Source organism: Pseudomonas sp. B1(2018), assembly GCF_003097365.1.
Classification (GTDB): Bacteria; Pseudomonadota; Gammaproteobacteria; order Pseudomonadales; family Pseudomonadaceae; genus Aquipseudomonas; species Aquipseudomonas laurylsulfatiphila.
In genome coordinates this window covers 114,428-134,577 of the sequence record NZ_PYUK01000015.1, presented here as the reverse complement: position 1 = coordinate 134,577, position 20,150 = coordinate 114,428, and the positions used below count along the sequence as shown (strand labels likewise).

14 protein-coding genes and 1 pseudogene are annotated in these 20,150 nt (G+C 60.1%); 8 read left to right on the top strand and 7 right to left on the bottom strand.

What is annotated here, in order from left to right; genetic code table 11:
- Positions 1–20: 20 nt before the first annotated feature.
- The 5 genes and pseudogenes from C9422_RS22485 to C9422_RS22465 all read right to left on the bottom strand — a co-directional run bounded on the left by C9422_RS22485 (position 21) and on the right by C9422_RS22465 (position 4,339).
- Positions 21–993, bottom strand: a pseudogene (locus C9422_RS22485) (biotin-dependent carboxyltransferase family protein).
- A complete protein-coding gene (locus C9422_RS22480) occupies positions 990–1,862 on the bottom strand; it encodes an allophanate hydrolase subunit 1 (protein ID WP_116582198.1) in 873 nt (290 codons plus the stop codon). The pseudogene C9422_RS22485 and the gene C9422_RS22480 overlap by 4 nt, the downstream one beginning before the upstream one ends.
- Positions 1,859–3,232, bottom strand: coding sequence for an acetyl-CoA carboxylase biotin carboxylase subunit (locus tag C9422_RS22475; RefSeq protein ID WP_116582197.1), 1,374 nt, complete (start codon positions 3,230–3,232; stop codon positions 1,859–1,861). The genes C9422_RS22480 and C9422_RS22475 overlap by 4 nt, the downstream gene beginning before the upstream one ends.
- 10 nt (positions 3,233–3,242) lie before the next feature.
- Entirely contained in the window at positions 3,243–3,488 is a 246-nt protein-coding gene (locus C9422_RS22470) for an acetyl-CoA carboxylase (protein WP_116582196.1), read from the bottom strand.
- 92 nt (positions 3,489–3,580) lie between these two features.
- Complete coding sequence (locus C9422_RS22465) at positions 3,581–4,339, bottom strand: 5-oxoprolinase subunit PxpA (protein WP_007972974.1); 759 nt, start codon at positions 4,337–4,339, stop codon at positions 3,581–3,583.
- A 125-nt stretch (positions 4,340–4,464) separates the two neighbouring features.
- Between C9422_RS22465 and C9422_RS22460 the strand changes: the two genes are divergently transcribed.
- The 4 genes from C9422_RS22460 (at position 4,465) to C9422_RS22445 (ending at position 8,828) form a co-directional block, all read left to right on the top strand.
- Entirely contained in the window at positions 4,465–5,382 is a 918-nt protein-coding gene (locus C9422_RS22460) for a LysR family transcriptional regulator (protein ID WP_007972975.1), read from the top strand.
- Between the two features lie 597 nt (positions 5,383–5,979).
- Entirely contained in the window at positions 5,980–6,879 is a 900-nt protein-coding gene (gene ttdA / locus C9422_RS22455) for a L(+)-tartrate dehydratase subunit alpha (protein WP_116582195.1), read from the top strand.
- Positions 6,876–7,484, top strand: coding sequence for a L(+)-tartrate dehydratase subunit beta (gene ttdB / locus C9422_RS22450; protein ID WP_007972978.1), 609 nt, complete (start codon positions 6,876–6,878; stop codon positions 7,482–7,484). Before ttdA ends, ttdB begins: the two co-directional genes overlap by 4 nt.
- 432 nt (positions 7,485–7,916) lie before the next feature.
- On the top strand, positions 7,917–8,828 hold the full coding sequence (locus tag C9422_RS22445) for a LysR family transcriptional regulator (protein ID WP_007972980.1): 912 nt from the start codon (positions 7,917–7,919) through the stop codon (positions 8,826–8,828).
- Positions 8,829–8,881: 53 nt separating this feature from the next.
- On the opposite strand, the gene C9422_RS22440 is transcribed toward C9422_RS22445, so the two are convergent.
- Together C9422_RS22440 and C9422_RS22435 are read right to left on the bottom strand one after the other, a co-directional pair.
- Positions 8,882–10,234, bottom strand: a complete 1,353-nt coding sequence (locus C9422_RS22440) for a dicarboxylate/amino acid:cation symporter (protein ID WP_007972982.1) — start codon at positions 10,232–10,234, stop codon at positions 8,882–8,884.
- 94 nt (positions 10,235–10,328) lie between these two features.
- Complete coding sequence (locus C9422_RS22435; protein WP_116582194.1) at positions 10,329–11,387, bottom strand: tartrate dehydrogenase; 1,059 nt, start codon at positions 11,385–11,387, stop codon at positions 10,329–10,331.
- 336 nt (positions 11,388–11,723) lie between these two features.
- Between C9422_RS22435 and C9422_RS22430 the strand changes: the two genes are divergently transcribed.
- From C9422_RS22430 to C9422_RS22415, 4 genes are all read left to right on the top strand, one after another.
- Entirely contained in the window at positions 11,724–13,106 is a 1,383-nt protein-coding gene (locus tag C9422_RS22430) for a cytosine permease (RefSeq protein WP_116582229.1), read from the top strand.
- 322 nt (positions 13,107–13,428) lie between these two features.
- Positions 13,429–14,235 (top strand): lytic transglycosylase domain-containing protein, encoded by an 807-nt coding sequence (locus C9422_RS22425; RefSeq protein WP_116582193.1) that lies wholly within the window; start codon positions 13,429–13,431, stop codon positions 14,233–14,235.
- A gap of 276 nt (positions 14,236–14,511) precedes the next feature.
- Positions 14,512–15,666: a two-component system response regulator gene (locus tag C9422_RS22420; RefSeq protein ID WP_116582192.1), complete on the top strand. Its 1,155-nt coding sequence runs from the start codon at positions 14,512–14,514 to the stop codon at positions 15,664–15,666.
- Between the two features lie 38 nt (positions 15,667–15,704).
- The gene (locus tag C9422_RS22415) at positions 15,705–20,117 is read left to right on the top strand and encodes a response regulator (protein ID WP_116582191.1); all 4,413 of its coding nucleotides are present in this window, start codon (positions 15,705–15,707) and stop codon (positions 20,115–20,117) included.
- Positions 20,118–20,150: the final 33 nt, after the last annotated feature.

The following is a 20,150-nucleotide window of genomic DNA, read 5'->3' as shown; positions in this document are numbered from 1 at the left end:
GCGCTAGACGGCGGGCAGAATCAGGAAGGGAACAGCTTGCTCAGGCAGCTGAGTTTTTTCTTATAGGAACGTCGCGCTTCCAGCGCCTCTTCGAGGGTTACCGCGACAAAGCGGGCCTTCTGGTTGGGTTGCATCTGGCCGATCAAATCGAGGTCGGCGCTGATCACCGTGCCAATCATCGCGTAGCCGCCACCGGACACCGCATCACGGTGCAGCACGATGGGTTCGAGCCCGGCGGGCACCTGGATCGAACCGATCGGGTAGCAACTGTCGACGATGTTCGACGGATCAGAACCGGCACCGAACGGCTGCTCCCGGGGCTGAAAGCTCAGCGCACTACCGCCCTTGAAGCGATAGCCGATGCGGTCAGCTTCCGAACCGACCGTCCACGGCTCGGCGAAAAAGCTCTTCGCCGCCGATTCGGTCAAGCGGTGGTAGTACAAGCCGGGCACCACCCGCAGGGTGATTTCGCCACCCAATGATTGCCGTAACGCCATGGGCAAACTGGCCCCGGCGCGGCTCCTGCCACTGGCGATGCCCACCGGCAATTCGTCGCCTGCAATCAGGCGTCGCCCCTGAAAACCGCCGAGCGCCCAGCGCATAGGTGGAGCGACTGCCGAGCACCACCGGCACATCAATGCCGCCAGCCACCGCCACGTAGGCACGAGCACCGGCCTTGGGAAAGTCAAAGCGCAGTACTTGCCCGGCTTTCACCATGAACGCGGTGTCGTGGTGCATTTCCACGCCATCGACCCGTGGCGTCATGTGCGCGCCGCTGACCGCCACCAATGCATCCTGCTGAAACTCCAACTCAGGCCCGAGCAGCGTGCATTCCAGCGCCGCCAAACCTGCCGGGTTGCCGACCAGTTGATTGGCCGCGCTCAAGGCGTATTGATCCAGCGCGCCGGATGGCGGAATGCCCAAGTGGTAATACCCTTCGCGGCCCAGGTCTTGTACCGAAGTGGCGAGGCCGGGTTTGAGGACCTTGATCATGCCAACACCTCCTGCAACGACTTGGGATAGCCAACGGGATCGGCGAGGAACGCGTCCAGCGAAAACTCCACTGGCCGAATCCGCAGATCAAAACAACCGGCTTCCACTTCGGCCACCGCGTGGTCGTAGGCTTCACGGTCCATCGGTTTGAACTGCACGATGTCGCCTGGACGGAAAAACACCATGTGTTCTTTCAGGTACGCGAGGTTCTGTTGCGGGTCGTAGATCGGCGCGGGCGTGACGCCAAACATCTGATAACCGCCGGCGCCGCGCACCGAGTAAATGCAACCAAAGCAACCGCCGTGACCAAGGGTCAATTTCGGTGTGTCGGTGCGCGGACGCAGGTACTTGGGCACCTGCAACTGACGCTCGCGCTCGACCATCTGGAACATGAACGGCAGCCCGGCAACGAAGCCGACCATCGAGACAAACCACGGCGCGCCACTGTGGGCCGCGATGAATGCATCGACGTCGGCCAGACCGTTGATTCGTGCGGCGTATTCCAGGTCCGTGGCGCTCGGGTCTTGATGGCGGTCGCGAAAACGCATCAGGGTTTCGTGGGTCCAGGGATCGTTGTAGAGCACCGGAATCTCGATAATCCGCGTCTGCAAAGTGCGCTCGGCAACGGCTCCGGCCTCGGCGATTTTTACCGCTTCGAGCAAGGTGTGAGGGGCGATGCGATCCGGGTCGAAACGAATCTGGAATGAGGCGTTGGCCAGGCAGATATCGAGCACGCCATCCAGCGTCAGCCGTTCCACGGCGCGGGTGACGGCCAGTCCTTTGAAGAACGCGTCCAGGGACATGCTGTCGCTGACTTCGGCAAACAAATGCTCATCGGCGCCAAAGCTGTAGCGGATGAGAGTACTCATGCTTCACCTCCGCTGCGGCGCTCGGCCAGCCAGGTTTCCAGGGTGCCGGTGTGAAAGTCGGCGCTGTGCAGCCACGGTTGTTCCAGCAATTCTCCGTGCAGCGCCAAGGTGTTGGCCATGCCGGTGAGCGTGGTTTGCTCTACTGCCACCCGTGCGCGAGCCAGGGCCTCGGCACGATCACAGCCATGGACAATCAGCTTGGCCAGCAGCGAGTCATAGTACGGCGGCACGCGGTAACCTTGATAGAGATGGGTGTCAACGCGAACGCCCTTGCCTTGCGGCCAGATCAACGATTCGACCAGACCGGGGCTGGGGAAGAAATCCCGTGCCGGGTCCTCGGCATTCAGGCGCATTTGCAACGCGGCACCTTGGAGCTGGATGTCGCTTTGCTTGAAGCCCAGCGGCTCACCACCGGCAATGCGCAACATGGCTTGAACCAGGTCAATACCGGTGATCAGCTCGCTGACCGGGTGCTCAACCTGAATCCGCGTGTTCATCTCGATAAAGAAAAACTCGCCGGTGGCATCGTCGTACAGGTATTCCAGGGTGCCGGCGCCCTTGTAGCCCAGCGACTCGGCCAGGCGTACGGCGCTGGCGCAAAGCGTCTCGCGCTGCTGCGGATCGAGGGCCGGCGACGGTGCTTCTTCAAAGATTTTCTGCCGACGTCGTTGCAGCGAACATTCGCGCTCGAACAAATGCACGGCGTGCTGTCCATCGCCCAACACCTGTACTTCGATGTGCCGGGCGCGGCTGATAAACCGCTCCAGATACACCGCGCCGTTGCCGAATGCTGCCTGTGCCTCGCGCTGGGAACGGGGAAATTCTTCGCTCAGTTGCTCGGCGTTTTCCGCCAGCCGAATACCGCGCCCGCCGCCACCGGCCGAAGCCTTGATCAACAGTGGATAGCCGACCGATTCGGCAGCCTCGAGCGCCGACGTGACGTCGAACAGTTCACCGGGCGAACCCGGCACCACCGGTACGCCGGCCTCCTGCGCAGTACGCCGCGCCTCGGCCTTGTCGCCCATGCGGCGGATGGTATCGGGGCTTGGCCCAACGAAAATCGCACCGGCCGCGAGCACCGCTTCGGCGAAATCGGCGTTCTCCGAGAGAAAACCATATCCCGGATGGACCGCGTTGGCGCCCCTAGCTTTCAGGGCGCCGAGCAATGCCTCGACGTTCAGGTAACTTTTATCGGCACGGGCCGGGCCGAGAATGTGCACCTCGTCGGCCATGCGCGCCGCCTGGGAATCGATGTCCGCTTCGCTGCATGCGGCAACGGTGGGAATCCCCAGCTCCTTGGCGGCACGGATAATCCGCACGGCAATCTCGCCGCGGTTGGCGATCAGTAATTTACGAATGCCTTGAGTCATGATCGTGCCCTCACTCGTCGTCGAGTGTTGCGAGGACCTGACCCGGCTCCACCGGATCACCGTCTTCTACCAGGAAGGCGCTGAGGCGACCGGCCGTCCCGGCGGTCAGTTCGGAAAACTGCTTCATGACCTCGATCAGGCCAATCACCGTGTCGGCGCTGACTTGCGCGCCGACCTCGACGTAGTTCGCCGATTCGGGTGTGGCTTTGCGATAGAAAGTTCCTGGCAATGGGGTGATGACAGTGTGTTCGGCCATGTCTGTTCCTTTTGGAATAGTTGTAGAAAGGCAGGCAAAAATGAGTCGGTATTCAATCCCTGGCGTCTGTGTGCCGGGGCATTCGTCCAGCTTCAGCGCGGAGCGCGAACCTTGATCCCGGCGTTATCCAGCGCTCTGCGTGTGGCCTCAACCAACGACAGAGCACCAGGGGTGTCGCTGTGCAAACAAATGGAGTCGAATTCAATCGCCAGGTCTTCACCTTCGACCGTGCGCACCACACCTTCCTGGCAGGCCCGCAGCACACGTGCGGCCACCTGGGCCGGGTCGTAGGCGCGCACGTTGCGGGTGAAGACGATGGAGCCGCTCAAGTCGTATTCGCGGTCGGCATAGAACTCGCGAATCACCGGTTGCCCCAGCTCTTTGGCGACGCGCCAGATCACCGAGTCGGGCATGCAATACAGCAGCAACTCAGGCTCCAGGCGCTGCAGGTTCTCCACCAGCAAACGGGCGGCTTCCTCGTCCCGGGCCAGGTGCATGTACAACGCGCCATGGGGTTTGATGTGTTGCAGCGCCACGCCTTGAACCCGGGCGAGTTCACGCAAGGCACCCAACTGGTAAAGCATGTCGTCGACCAGTTCCTGCGCCGGGGCATTGATATGTCGGCGGCCAAAACCGACCAGGTCGCGAAACCCTGGATGCGCGCCGATGGCCACGCCCAGGCTTTTCGCCCGTTCGACCGTGCGACGCATGGTGCCGGGATCGCCGGCATGAAAACCGGTGGCGATGTTGGCCGAGCTGATGAAGGCCATCAGTTCATTGTCGACGCCGTCGCCGATGGTCCATGGACCGAAGCCTTCGCCCATGTCCGAGTTGAAATCTACTGCCTGCATGACGCTTGCTCCTGACGCTTGTGACTTCATGCAGGCCACGTTAAATTCCAGCCACCCCCTTGGGAAGATCTATTATCAGATGGGCCATCTTCTGAAAAACAGATACCTCGTCGTCCGGAGTTTTCATGTCACTGACCCTGCGCCAGGTCCGCTATTTCGTCGCTACGGCCGAAATCGGGCAAATCTCGCAAGCCGCGATTCATTTGAATATTTCCCAGTCGGCGGTGACCACCGCGATCAAGGAACTGGAGGGGATTCTCGGCACACTGTTGTTCCAGCGCTCGGCCCAGGGCATGAGCCTGACCGATGCCGGTCGGCACTTTCTCAATCGTGCCTATGTGATTCTGCGCAGCGTCGATGACGCGTTGAACAGCCCGCTGCCGGACATTCGCGCCAGTGGCCTGTTGCGATTGGCAGCGAGTTACACGGTGATCGGGTACTTCCTGCCGCACCACCTGCAACGCCTTGAACACTGGCACCCGGACGTGGCCATCGAGGTCCACGAACAGGAGCGCACGGCCATCGAGGAAGGCCTGCTGGAGGGTCGGTTCGACATGGCAGTGGTGCTGACCGCGAACCTGACGCACCCGGACATCGTCTCGGAAATCCTCTTCAACTCCGAGCGTCGGCTCTGGTTGCCCAGCCATCATCCGCTATGCGAACGCTCGGCCGTCAGCCTCGCCGACGTCGCGAAAGAGCCCTACATCCTGCTGACCGTCGACGAAGCCGAACAAAGCGCCATGCGCTACTGGGAACATGCGCATCAGCAGCCAAACGTGCGGGTGCGTACCAGTTCAGTCGAAGCGGTGCGCAGCATGGTCGCCAATGGCAGCGGCGTGGCAATCCTCTCGGACCTGGTGCACCGCCCCTGGTCACTGGAAGGAAAACGCATCGAAACCCTGACAGTCACCGACAAGGTGACGCCGATGAGTGTCGGACTGGCGTGGCATCGCGAGCGCGAATTCAGCCCGGCGATGCAGGCGTTTCGTAACTATTTCCACGATGCATTTCTGGCGCCGCAACAGCTGTCTGCGCGACGCTGAAATCAGCGAAAACCATGCCCTCCTTTTGTGGACTTACGATGAGAGCTTTGGGCCATTTCCGGTCTGTTGTGACGGGAAGATTTTGGCCGTTTTCTGCCCGTCACGAATGACCGGTCGTTTTCAGCCGGCCGCCACAGGCAGAAAGCAGCCAGTGGCAGCCATTCAGGCCACCCGCAATGCTTCATGGAATAAAACCGAAGAAGCCATCCCCTCCTGACCTACTCGCAACACCTCACACCCCTGAGCCGTCGTCCGTTTCCGATCAAATGCAATCCATCAAAATCGATACCCACTGTTGAGATGCCCGGTTCTCACCTACTCCCCCATGCCCGATTCACATCCCTCGTCCAAAGCCATTTCACGCGTCTTTCCAACCCAGCAATCCGTCTCTCGACTTCACTCCCGATAATTAACTTTAAGTAAACAGTGTAATAACCACGACCCCATTCAATCCTTTTAGCTCAGCTGATAATTTTAATTCAGCGCCTTAACCACATCTTTCATATGGAATTGCCCCTTGGGCATGCCGGCGTCCTTTTGCACAACCAAAAGCTCCAAACAAAAAAACAAGCCTTGAGATGCAGTGAGGAAATCAAAGTGGATAAAGACTCAGCCGTTGATTCGCTGACTGATGTGATGGCCAAGTTCACGGCCTATATCGGCAAGCGCCTGCCCACCGACGTGAAGAAAAAGACTGCCCAGTTGCGCGCAGCGGAAACCAATCCATTGGCCATTGCTGTCTATGACTCCATGGCCGAGAACCAGGACTACGCCGACAAGCTGGATCGGCCCAGCTGTCAGGACACCGGGGTGATTCAGTACTTCATCAGCGCCGGCGCCCGGTTCCCGCTGTTGGGCGAGCTGGAGAGCATCCTCGAAAACGCCACGCGCGAGGCCACCATCAAGGGCCCCCTGCGCCATAACGCGGTGGAGACCTTTATTGAGAAGAACACCGGCACCAACACTGGCTCGAAGATTCCGTGGCTGGACTGGGAGATCATTCCGGATGTCGACTATGCATTGATCGATGTGTACATGGCCGGTGGCGGTTGCACGTTGCCTGGCTCGGCGAAGGTGTTGATGCCTGGTCAGGGTTATGAAGGCATCACCGAGTTTGTCTTTGACGTCATTACGTCGCGCGGCGTCAATGCCTGCCCGCCACTGTTGGTCGGCGTGGGCGTCTCGACGTCGGTGGAGACGGCTGCCCGTTTGTCCAAGCGGGCGATTCTGCGCCCGGTGGACTCCAGCCACCCGAACGAAAGCGCGGCACTCATGGAGCAATTACTGGAGGAAGGGTTGAACGAGGTGGGCATCGGCCCGCAGGGCCTGACCGGTAACAGCAGTGTGATGGGGGTGAACATCGAGTCATCGGCGCGTCACCCTTCCACCATTGGCGTGGCCGTGTCCACCGGTTGCTGGGCGCATCGGCGCGGAAAGATCCGCATCAACGCCGACCTGTCCTACGACATCCTCTCCCATGAAGGAGTAGTACTGTGATCAAAGTCCTTAATACCCCTATCAAGGACGAGGACCTGGCCGGTCTGAACGTCGGTGACGTGGTGTACCTCACAGGCCAACTGGTGACCTGCCGTGACGTGGCGCACCGTCGCCTGATCGAGCTCAAGCGCGAGCTACCGGTAGACCTGCGCGGTGGCGCGATTTTCCATGCCGGCCCCATTGTGCGCAAGAAAGATGATGGCAACTTCGAGATGGTGTCCATCGGGCCGACCACCAGCATGCGCATGGAAAAATTCGAGAAGCAGTTCATCGAACAAACCGGGGTCAAACTGATCATCGGCAAAGGCGGCATGGGGCCTGAAACAACCGCTGGCTGCCTGGAAAACAAGGCGGTGCATGCGGTGTTCCCGGGTGGTTGCGCGGTATTGGCCGCCACCAAGGTGGAGGAAATCGAGCGCGCCGAGTGGCAGGACCTGGGCATGCCGGAAACCCTTTGGGTGAACCGGGTACGCGAGTTCGGCCCACTGATCATTTCCATCGACACCAAGGGCAACAACCTCTTCGAACAGAACAAGGTGCGCTTCAACGAGCGCAAAGGGTCGATCATCGAGAAGATCAACGCCCAGGTACGCTTCATTAAATGATCCGCGGGTGGGTGATTCTGTTCACTCAAGTACGAACAGATCACCTGTGGCGAGGGAGCTTGCTCCCGTTGGGCTGCGCAGCAGACCCCTGTTTTTTTTAAACAAAGAGCAGGGCCGCTGCGCGCCCCAACGGGAGCAAGCTCCCTCGCCACAGGTTGTGCTTCCCGATCCCATGTAATGCCCTCAGCAACACCCTTTCCTGCCAATGCCCTGAGCCTTTCTGCCACGCCTGGACCGCAGGTCCTTGCATCACCCTCCTCTCAGTAAAAACCAGGCCCACGATCCTCACGGCTCGTGCCCGGCCAATCGCTCACGTCTGCGAAAACGGCATAGACACAAAGGCTTTTCGCGCAGGATCGGTTGGAGTATATGAATTGAAACGCAAGCGATGGTTTAGCGTAAAACAACGCGATAATTAATCTGGAGTCATGAATGACGAACACCCAGGACTTGGGTTTTTTCTTCCTGCTGGCTAAACAGGGCAGCCTGGTCGCCACCGCCAGGGAGCTTGGCGTAACGCCACCGGCCGTCAGTAAACGCCTGGCTTCGCTGGAAGCACGGCTGGGGGTTCAGCTTGTCAACCGCACGACCCGCTCCATGAGCCTTACCCCCGAGGGTGAACTGTATTACGCGCATACCGCGCGCATTCTTACCCAGGTCGACGAAATGGAGCAGTTGGTCAGCAGCAGCCGCGCCACGCCCAAGGGGCTGATCCGGGTGAACGCATCACTGGGTTTCGGCCGTCGGCATATCGGCCCTGCGCTGGCGGCTTTCTACGCCCGTTATCCGGAGGTGGAAATCCAGCTGGAAATCAGTGACCACCCGCTGGATCTCGCCACCCACGGCTTCGACTTGGGCATTCGCTTCGGCACGCTGCCGGACGCTGCGCTACATGCCCGCAAGATTGCCTCGAACCGGCGGTTGCTGTGCGCTTCGCCGATTTATCTGGATAAGCATGGGACCCCGGAAAAACTCTCCGACCTGCAAAACCACAACTGCATTTTCATTCGCCAGAACGAATCCCCCTACGGTGTATGGAACTTCAACAACGGCGGGCGGACCGAGAGCATCAAGGTTCGCGGGGCCCTGGGTTGCAACGACGGTGAGGTCGCCCTGAACTGGGCGCTGGAGGGTTACGGTGTGCTGCTGCGCGCCGAGTGGGACATCGCCCGCTACGTACGCAGCGGGCGGCTGCGCCTGGTGATGGAGGACCATACCCCCACCCGCGCAGACGTGTATGCGGTCTACCCGCAGCAACTGCACCTGTCAGCCCGGGTACGCAGCCTGATCGACTTTCTGATCGAACGCTTCAAGCAGATCGATAACATCGAAGACCGCGGATAAAAAAATGCTGTCGACTCCACGGGGAAATCGACAGCTCAATGACGACCTTTCGATCAGATGTGGGAGGCTGTTTTCACACCACCCAATGGATGGGCATTTTCAGGCTGCAAGGTGAAGCTCGGGGCCTTGGCGGCTGCCACCTCCTCCACCACCTGCTCTTCACCATCGAGCACCCGTTTCAGCCGGGCTGTATCCAGCGCCCCCACCCACTTCGCAATGGCCAGGCACCCTACCCCGTTGCCGATGGTATTGGTGATGGCGCGGGCCTCGGACATGAATCGATCGACGCCCAGCAGCAGCACCATGCCTGACACCGGAATGTTGCCCAGGGAGGCCAGCGTCGCGGCGAGGATGATGAAGCCCGAGCCACTCACCCCCGCCGAACCCTTGGAGGTAAACATCAACACCGCCAGGACAATCAACTGGTCGGTCAAGGTCAATGGCGTGTTGGTCGCCTGAGCGATGAAGATGGCGGCGATGGTGTAGTAGATGGCCTGGCCGTCCGGGTTGAAGCTCAGCCCGGCGGGAATCATCATGCCGGCCACCGGCTTGGAGCACCCTGCCTGTTCCATTTTGGTGATCATCTGCGGCAGCACCGACTCCGAGGAACTGGTGCCCAGTACGGTGAACAGCTCTTCCTTGATGTAGCGCAGGAACTTCCACAAGCTGAACCCGCTGTAGCGGCAGATCGGCCCCAGCACGAAGATCACGAACACCACGCAGGTCAGGTACACACAGGCCATCAACTTGCCCAACGAGAACATCGAGCCGAAACCGTATTTACCGATGGTGAAAGCAATGGCCCCGAACGCGCCGAGGGGCGCCAGACGCATCACCATATTGACGATGTTGAACATGCCGCGCATGAGGCTGTCGATGACGTCGATGAAGATCCTGGCGCGGGGGCCGGCATTGGCCAGGGCTACGCCGAGCAGGATAGAGAACAGCAGGATCTGCAGCACATTCCCCTTGGCGAAAGCATCGACGATGGTGTCCGGAATGATGCTCAGGATGAAATCCATGAACGAGTTGTGCGGTGCCTGGGTGGTGTAGGTGGCAATGCTGGAGGTGTCCAGTGCCTTGGGGTCGATGTTCATGCCGGCACCAGGCTTGAACACATCCACCACGATCAGGCCGATGGCCAGGGCCAAGGTGGACACCACTTCGAAGTAGAGCAATGCGCGCACGCCCACACGCCCCAGTTCCTTCATGTTTTCCATGCGTGCGATGCCGCTGACCACTGTCAGGAAAATCACCGGGGCGAGGAGCATCTTGATCAGTTTGATGAAGCCGTCGCCGATGGGTTTGAGCGCTGTCCCTGTTTCGGGAAACAGCACCCCGACGATTGCACCGAGTACGACGGCGATGAGTACTTGTACATAGAGTTTGCCGAGTATGCGTTTCATGGCGGACCCTGAATTTTTATTGTTGTCAGGAAATGCCCGGGAGTCCGGTCCGAGTGACCGGCCCCCGTGGCGCAATAGCACGATAAGGAAGTGTTTAACGCCGCAGCAGCGCAATGACTGCGTCAGTCACCTGGCGAGTGGTGGCCGTGCCGCCCAGGTCAGGGGTATGCACGCCCGCCTCGGTCACGGCTTCGATGGCCGACATCAACTGACGCGATGCCTGCACCTCGCCCAGATGCTCGAGCATCATGGCGGCGGTCCAGAAGGTCGCGATCGGGTTGGCCACGCCTTTGCCGGTGATGTCAAAGGCGGAGCCGTGGATGGGCTCGAACATCGACGGGAATTTCTTGCCCGGGTTCAGGTTGGCGGTGGGCGCGATGCCCAGGCTGCCCGACAGCGCAGCAGCCAGGTCCGAGAGAATGTCGGCGTGCAGGTTGGTGGCCACGATCACATCCAGGGTGGATGGCTTGAGCACCATGCGGGTGGTCACGGCGTCTACCAGCTCCTTGTCGATTTTCACGTCAGGGAAGTCCTTCGCCACTTCGTAGAAAATCTCATCCCACAGCACCATGCCATGGCGCTGGGCATTGGACTTGGTGACCATGGTCAGGTGCTTGCGTGGCCGGGTACGCGCCAGCTCGAAGGCAAAACGATGGATTCGCTCGACACCGGCACGGGTAAACACCGACACCTCGGTGGCCACCTCTTCCGGCAAGCCCCGATGCACCCGGCCACCGTTGCCGGAGTACTCGCCTTCGGAGTTTTCGCGGATCACCACCCAATCGATCTCGTGGCCGTTGTTCAGTGGGCTTTTTACACCCGGCAACACGCGAGCCGGACGCACGTTGGCGTACTGGTCGAAGCCTTGGCAGATCGGCAGGCGCAGGCCCCAGAGGGAGACGTGGTCCGGCACATTGAGCGCACCCACGGCGCCAAAGAAAATGGAATCGAAGGTCTTGAGTTCTTCCAGGCCACCTTCGGGAATGTAGTGGCCGTTTTTGAGGAAGTTGTCAGAGTTCCAGTCAAAGTGCTTGAAGTCCAGGGCAAAGGTGCCCAGGCATTCGGCCAGTGCCTTGAGCACTTCAACACCCGCGTCGATCACCTCCACGCCGATACCGTCACCAGGAACCGCTGCAATTTTGTAAGTGTTCATCGTCAACTCCACCTTTTATTTTCGTGCGCCTTCGAAGGGAGATCAGCCGGCGTGTGGCTGGAATATACGAAGTGAGCAACAGGCGTTGGTTAACTCAAAATCACTACATTATTAAATTCAATTCATTAATTGCTGCTGGGCTTACTACACACGCCGTTATTGGCATCGCTGGATTATTCAGGGGTGACTGCGACAGGCAGCTCTGGGTCCAGCCTGTGTGAAAACGCCTGCAATTTACGCGAGGGTATGGCGCTACTAGCTATGAGGCGTTCGCAGCTGGGCCGAAAAGCTATCGATACCTATCTGATAATCATAAAAATAAATCAGGAGGCGGTCGTGAAGCTGGAAAAGCGTAGTATCGAGTTTGTCCCTCACAGTGAACGTTACGGAACGCCACGGCGGTTGTTCACCATCTGGTTCAGTTCCAATTTCCAAGTGACCGCTTTGATGGTCGGTACGCTGGGTATCGCCTCGGGGTTGAGCTTCGGCTGGACATTGCTGGGCCTGCTGATTGGCAATCTGGTCGGCACCGTGTTCATGGCCGCGCACTCCGCCCAGGGACCTCACTTGGGGGTTCCACAAATGATCCAGAGCCGGGCACAGTTCGGTGTTTACGGCGCCGCGATCCCCCTGCTGGTAATGGTCACGGCGGCGGTGCTATTTCTTGCCGCCAGTGGCGTCTTGATGCGCGATGCCTTAAAGGCGCTGGTGCCAATGAGCGACGACCAGGCCATTGTGGTGGTCGGCATTCTGACTTTCATCATTGGTTTTATAGGCTACGAGCTGATCCACCGTATGGGGGCGTGGATGAGCCTGTTATCTACCTTGGTGTTTGCAAGCGCCTTGGCCTTGATCCTGCTGCACCCCAGCGACGCGGCATCAACAACCGTCTCAGGTACGGGCTTTACGTTGGCGGCCTTTAACCTGGTCATAGCGCAGGCTGCCTCCTGGACCTTGGGTTACGGCCCCTACGTGGCAGACTACTCGCGTTACCTCCCCGCGAACGTGAGCACCCGTGCCACGTTCTGGACAACCTATTGTGGTTGCGCGCTGGGCTCTTTTGCCATGATGGCATTAGGCGCTTTACTGGCAGTAGCGATACCTGCAGCGCTTGAGCGCGACCCTGCAACCGCCATTGCCATGTTGTTTGGCCCGTGGGCACCTTTGGTACTGGGCGTGATCGCGCTTGGCGTCATCCAGTACAACGTACTCTGCTTGTACAGCGCCTATATGTCTTCGGTCACGATATTCGGAGCCTTTGGAGGGCTCAAATACGTCACGGCTCCAGCAAAAGCATTGGTGATGGCCATTTTGACCGTTGCTGCGACCCTGATCGCCATAGCCACCCAGTACCGTTTTGACACGTTTTTTGCGGACATTCTGATCGGTCAGTTGTATTTGCTGATTCCCTGGAGTGCGATCAACCTGGTTGATTACTACTGGGTGTGTCGCGGCCACTATGAAGTAGGTGACCTGTACGACCCTAAAGGCCGCTACGCCCGCTTCAACGGGCGAACCCTCATGGTCTATGCCGTTTCGATAATCGGCACGATTCCCTTCATGAAACTCTCGTTCTACACAGGCTTTGTAGCGAACTGGCTAGGCGCCGACATTAGTTGGGCGATGGGGTTGGTGTTGGCCGGGGGGCTGTACTGTGCGGTCAACAGCCGACCCGTTGTTAAAAGCTCGCGCATGTTTGGTCAAAGATCTCTCGAATAGGCGAAGCCAGATACGTCATCAACGCTTCGCCTGCAGCCATTCGACGATACAGTGAATTGTCCCCGGTTTGATAGATGCTTTGGGGGGCTGCTTTTGGCTGGTTTCAGTCCTTCGCGACAGGCATCGATCGGCCAATTTCTGCCGATGCTGACCGGTAGCCATGAGTCGCCGGCAGCCCGTACGTCAACGCAAGTCCCAAGGCCGATTACAAGGCGTATAACTATCAGATCAAAAGGCGGGTCACCCGGAACAGGCCCTCCAAAGGCAGCGCCCGGGCCATCCGCCCCAGGCCTGATCGGCGCCTGCGGCGCGGAGCGATGTGATGAGTTGCAGAGCATGGCGATGGGCTCGCAAGAGCCTTCTTGGCTGTATCGGGCTGACCTTGCTGGTCGCTCCACTGTGCGCCAGCGCCATGTACAAGTGCCAAGCCAGGGACGGAGCCATCAGCTACACCAGCCAAGCCATCGCCAGCGCCCGCTGCACTCGCCTCAATGGCGTGGCCGGCGCCGGTGTCGGCACCAAGGCAATGGCCCTGCCACGGTTTGTGCAGGACGAGAACTCAGGCGCGGTGCGGGTTCGGGTGTTCACCTTCATCCACAGGGGTGTTCGTCAATATGTGAGCCGGCGCCCCGTCGGGATTTCCGCACGGGTCGATGTCATTGATCTCTTTTTCATCAAGGGCTGCTACCTGTGCAGGGCGCCGAAGGATTTCAAGGTCGCCTCACTGCGCCTGGACACCCAATCCTATCGCCGGGAGATCGAAGCCGCTTCGGGTCTTTATGGTGTCGATCGGGCGCTGGTCCGGGCAGTGATACATGCCGAATCGGCGTTTCGCCCCTACGCCATTTCCGAAGCCGGCGCCCAGGGGCTGATGCAGTTGATGCCCGCCACCGCCGAGCGCTTCGCCGTGGACGATCCGTTCGACGCACGACAGAACATTCGTGGCGGTGTGCGCTACCTGGCCTGGCTGCTCAAGCGTTTCAACGGCAACCAGGTGCTGGCGTTGGCAGGCTACAACGCCGGCGAAGCGTCCGTGGTCGAGTACAACGGGGTGCCTCCCTACGCCGAGACGCAATCCTACGTCACCCTCGTGCAGTCCTTGACCGAACGCTATCGCAACCATCGCTAGTGCCGCAGGACGCACGACCCGAAACAAGTAATACGCCGGGCGGGAAATGACTCAAGCGATCTTCCACGCTCACCGGTCGCTATCGGCTGTGGATTCAACCGGTCGTTGCAACAGATTGGCTGAATCGTTCAGCGGGCGTTTCGCAATTCCGTGTTTTCCGAGGGCGGCTATTGAGCGGCCTTGGCTCTCCATCGGCAATTGCGATGAATAGAGCTACGCTTGTCTGCTATGGAGGGACTTTGCGCAGTCCTTCATAGGGCAGCGGAGCCAAAAAACATGGATATTGAACAGGATGTTTATCCTGCGGCCACCATTCTGGTGGTCGATGACACGCCAGACAACTTGATGCTGATGACCGACCTGCTCAAGGACAGGTATCGGGTCAAGGCCGCCAACAGCGGCGAAACGGCGTTGCGCGTGCTGCAAAACAACCCACTGCCGGACCTGATCCTGCTCGACATCATGATGCCGGGGCTGTCGGGTCATGAGGTGGCCCGTCAGCTGCAGCAAGATCTGCGCACCCGCCAGATTCCAATCATTTTCCTCACGGCCCTGGCGTCAATGGAAAACGAAATCCAGGGCCTGGAGCTGGGCGCGGTCGACTACATCACCAAGCCGATCAGTCCACCACTGGTCCTGGCCCGGGTGCAGACCCAACTGAAGATCAAGGCCGCGGCTGACTTCCTTCGCGATCAGAACGACTTCCTTGAACAGGAAGTCCAGCGCCGCACCCGTGAGGTCATAGCCATTCAGGACGTCACTATCCAGGCCATGGCTTCACTGGCCGAAACCCGCGACAACGAGACGGGCAACCACATCCGTCGTACCCAACACTACGTCAGGCTGCTGGCCGAGCTGCTGCGCGATCACCCGCGTTTCAATCCGTTCCTGAACGATGACAGCATCCGCCAGCTGTTCCGGTCGGCACCCCTGCACGATATCGGCAAGATCGGCATTCCTGATCACATCCTGCTCAAGCCGGGGCGATTCACCCCGGAAGAATTCGAGATCATGAAGACCCACACCACCCTGGGGCGCGATGCCATCCAGCGTGCAGAGGATCAGTTGGGCCTTTCGGTGGACTTTCTGCGCATGGCCAAGGAAATCGCCTACAGCCACCAGGAAAAGTGGGATGGCAGCGGCTACCCGCAGGGACTGGTTGGCGAAGAAATCCCGATGAGTGCCCGATTGATGGCGGTGGCGGATGTCTATGACGCGCTGATCAGCCGTCGTGTGTACAAAGCTGGAATGCCGCATGAACAGGCCGTGGAGATCATTCGGCAAGGGCGCGCGAGCCACTTCGACCCAGACGTCTGTGATGCCTTCCTTGCCAACGCCGAGCAATTCCATGTCATCGCCGAGCGTTTTACGGACAGCGACCAGGACATGGCCAGGCTGGTCGACCTGCATCGCACTCTCCAGAAACCCTGAACGGTCAACGCGCCGGTTTTTCATTAACGGGAATTGCCATGACCCGAGTACTCGCTCAGCTTGAACGCCTGCCTCTTCGTATCAAGCTGATCCTCGGCTTCGCGACGCTGGGGGCGCTGGTTCTGGTGCTCGGCGTGCAGAGCCTGCGTACCCAGGATTTGTTGAAAACGGATATGCAGAGGCTGTACCAGCATGAGTTGGCGGGTATTGAACCCTTGCAGGAAGCACGGGTGCAGATGTCGCATCTCATGCAGGGATTGCAGCATGCCGTCGGCGGCAACAACGCAGATGATCGTAGCAAGGGCATCGAGCAATTTCGTGAGGCTCGACAACATCTTCAAGAGGCGCTGCTACAGACACAACCGACCCTCTGGCGCGAGGAAAACCAGGAGCGATTCGCCACGTTCGAGGTTTTGTTGAAGCGTTTGCTGCACGACAGTGAGGCAGCACTGGAACTGGCCGCTGGGGATCAGGCGCAAGCCTTGCGGATGATCAATAGCATCGGGTTCCAGGGGCTGGATGAGCGCGGGGACAACTTGCTCAAGGAGATGGCGCGAATCAAACAGGCCTCCATTCATGACACGGCCAAACAGATCGCAGACTTTGCCGGGCGCAGCACCCGGCTCACTTATCAATTGCTGCTGGGCGGCCTGGCACTGGCGTGGTTGATGGGATGGTTGATCAGCCGCTCGATTCGCCTGCCCCTTTACCGGGTTCGCGCCGCCGTTGACGAGCTGACCGCCGGCCGACTGGACGGGACGATTCCCCATACCGATCTGCAAAATGAAACCGGTGATCTAGCGCGTGCCATCGCGACGCTGCAGACCGAGTCGCAACAATTGGAACGCCAACGCTGGGTCAAGGCGCAAACCGAGCAACTCCAGGCTGACTTGCCACAAGCGGAAACGCCACGGGAGCTGGCCCAGGTCTTTTTGCGGCATATGGCGAGCATGCTCGGCATCTACCGGGGCGTGCTCTATAGCCTGCAAGAGCAGGATCAAAGCCTGCAATTGATTGGCGGTTACGCGACCGATCCCGATTACCCGCCAGCGCCGATGGTGGCTCTGGGAGCCGGCCTTCTAGGGCAGTGCGCGCTGGATCGTGCGCCCCGTGAATTGCAGGGGCTGACGCAGCCGCTCGGACGCTTGCATTCGCAGTTGGGTGAAGTGCCGGCCAGCTATCTGCTGGTACAGCCGGTTTTGCGTGGTGAGCGTCTGCTCGGCATGCTCGAGCTGGCGGGTTATCAAGCGCTGGGGGCCCGTGAACAGTCGCTGTTGCAGGAGGCCATGCCACGCCTGGCCGGTGCCATGGCGGTGATGGAGCGTCATCTGGCGGTGCAATCCTTGCTGAGCGAGACCCGGCGCCAGGCCGATGAAATGGGTCAGCAGGCCTTGCGGCTGGAGCTGCAATCCAAGGAGCTGGAGGCACAACAGACTGCCTTGCGTGCCACCAAGGCCTGGTACCGCGCGATCCTCGAGGCGGCACCGGACGGCATGATCGTCATCAATGCCGAGGGCGAGATCCTGATGACCAACCCGCAGCTGGACACGCTGTTCGGTTATGCCACGGGTGAACTGGTGGGCGAGACCATCGAGCGGCTGGTGCCTGACGCGGCGCGCGGTCGGCATGTGGCGTTGCGCAATGGCTTCATCGCCCATGGCAGCACCCGGCAAATGGGCGCGAAACTCGATGACCTCAAGGGCCTTCGCAAGGATGGCAGTCTGTTTTCCGTGGAGATCGGCCTGTCGCACTTGCCGCTTCTGGAGGGGCGTGGCACGTGCATCTGCGCTTCTGTTCGCGATGTCAGCGAGCGACGGCAGATGCAAGCGGCGCTCAAATCCAGCGAAACGCAGTTGCGTGCGGTATTGGACAGCAGTCCGGTGGCCATGCTGATCCGTGGCGATGATGGCCGCCTGAGTTACTGCAACCCGGAGCTGGAGGGCCTGTTCGGCGTCAGCCGCGAGCAACTGGGCGAGATGGATGAAAGTCGCTTCTGGTGCGATGCACAAGCACACGACCGCTTCCTGGCCGCAGCCGCCAAGGGCGCGGTTTTAAACTTCGAGGCCAGCCTGCAGCGCGATGGAGGAGAACGTTTCGAGGTCTTGCTCTCGGCCGTACCCTTGACACTCGGTGAGCGCAACATCAGCGCCAGTTGGTATTACGACATCACCGACCGCAAGGCCGCCGAGGCGCAAGTGCAGCACGCCCGTGAGATCGCCGAAGAGGCGACACGGGCCAAGAGCGAATTCCTCGCCAACATGAGCCATGAAATCCGCACGCCGATGAATGCCATTATCGGCATGAGTCACCTGGCGCTGCGCACCGACCTCGATAACCGGCAGCGCAACTACATTGTGAAGGTGCATCGTTCGGCGGAGAACCTGCTGGGGATCATCAACGACATCCTTGATTTCTCCAAGATCGAAGCCGGCAGGATGGACCTGGAGCTTATTCCGTTCCGCCTGGAAGACGTGCTGGAGAACTTCACCAACGTGGTGGGCCTGAGGGCCGAGGATAAAGGTCTGGAACTGCTCTACAGCACGGTAGCCGATCTGCCGACCGCACTGATTGGCGACCCGCTGCGGCTGGGCCAGGTCCTGGCCAACCTGGGCAACAACGCGACGAAGTTCACCGAACAGGGTGAAATCGTGCTGGGCATCGAGCGCGTCGGGAGTGACGAGGGCACGGTCGAGCTGCATTTCTGGGTGCGCGACACGGGCATCGGCATGAGCGAAGAGCAATGCCGGAGAATTTTTCAGTCTTTCATCCAGGCCGACAGTTCCACCACTCGCAAGTACGGAGGGACCGGCCTGGGCCTGGCGATTTCCAAGCGTCTGGTGGAGATGATGGGAGGCCGCATCTGGGTCGAAAGTACACTGGGCAGCGGTTCGACCTTTCACTTTTGCGTAAGTCTGGGCCTGCAGGCAGCGGCGACTGCGCGGCGCATGTTCACCGCCGATGAGCTGATGGGTATCCGCGTGCTGGTGGTCGATGACAACGCCAGTGCCCGGGAAATTCTTTCGGGCATGGCGCACAGCTTCGGCGTCGAAGTGGACGTCGCCGAAAGTGGTCGCATGGCCCTGCGCATGCTGGCGCAGGCCGAGAAGGATTCGCTGCCTTTCGACCTGGTCCTGATGGACTGGCGGATGCCGGGCATGGATGGGGTGGAGACAGTCCGCCAGATGCGCTGCGCCAACCTGGCACGCACACCGTCGGTCATCATGGTCACCGCCCTTGATCGCGAGGAGTTACTTGAACAGGCCAGGCACCAGGACGTACATCTGCCGGTGGTGCTGACCAAGCCGGTCACGCCGTCCACCTTGCTCGAAGCCATAGGCACAGTGTTCGGCAAAGCGCCCCAAACCGTTACCCGCGCCCATGAACGCAACGAGCAGAGCGCTGACAACGTGGCACGCCTGAAGGGGGCGCGCCTGCTGCTGGTGGAGGACAACGAACTGAACAGGGAGCTGGCGTGCGACTTGTTGCAAGAGGCAGGCATCGAGCTCGAACTGGCAGATGATGGCCAACAGGCACTCGACAGGTTGGCCCGGGACAGCGATTTCGACGGTGTGCTGATGGACTGCCAGATGCCGGTGATGGACGGTTATACCGCGACCCGCAGGATTCGCCAGCAATCGAACTTCGCGGCATTGCCGATCATCGCCATGACCGCCGACGCCATGGCCGGGGACCGCGAACGCGCCCTGGCCTGCGGCATGAATGACCACCTGTCCAAGCCATTGGATGTAGACAGCATGTTCGCCACGCTGGCCAGGTGGATCCAGCCACGGCCCGGGCGTGACGGCCGGGCGCGGGAGGTGACCGTTGCCGAGACATCCGGACAGTTGCCCGCCGAGCTTGCAGGTATCGATCAGGTCGCCGGGCTGGCTGCCTGCTCGGGCAAGACGGCCCTTTACTTGCGACTGCTGCGCACATTCCATGAGACCCAGAAGAACTTCGTCGCACAGTTCAAAACGGCAATCACCGATGCCGATCCGACGGCGGCTGTTCGAATGGCTCACACGTTGCGTGGTAACGCGGGGAACATCGGCGCCAGGGCGCTGGCACAGGCTGCAGCCCAGCTGGAACAAGCGTGCCGGGCTGGCGAGCCGAGCGATGGCGTGCAAGCTCACTTGACCGAGGTCAGGCAGTGTTTGATACCCGTTTTGAGCGCGCTGGCGCTTTTGCCCGAGGAAAAAACGGCTTCAGGGGCGCAGCCGCCGCAACACGAGGCGCAACTCAGTGACCGGCTCACCCGGCTCGGGCAATTATTGGCCGAGAGTGACACCGCCGCCATCGAGGCGCTTGATGAGTTACGGCGCCTGTCCCTCGATGATGCATTGGCCAGGCGTCTGAGCCGGGTAGCGCAGCAGCTCGAGCGCTTCGACTTCGATCGGGCCCTGGCGTTGCTGCAAGGCGAAATCGAACGCTCCGCCCTGCCCCCCGAATGACCAGAGTGCACCGACAGCAAGGAACCGGATGTC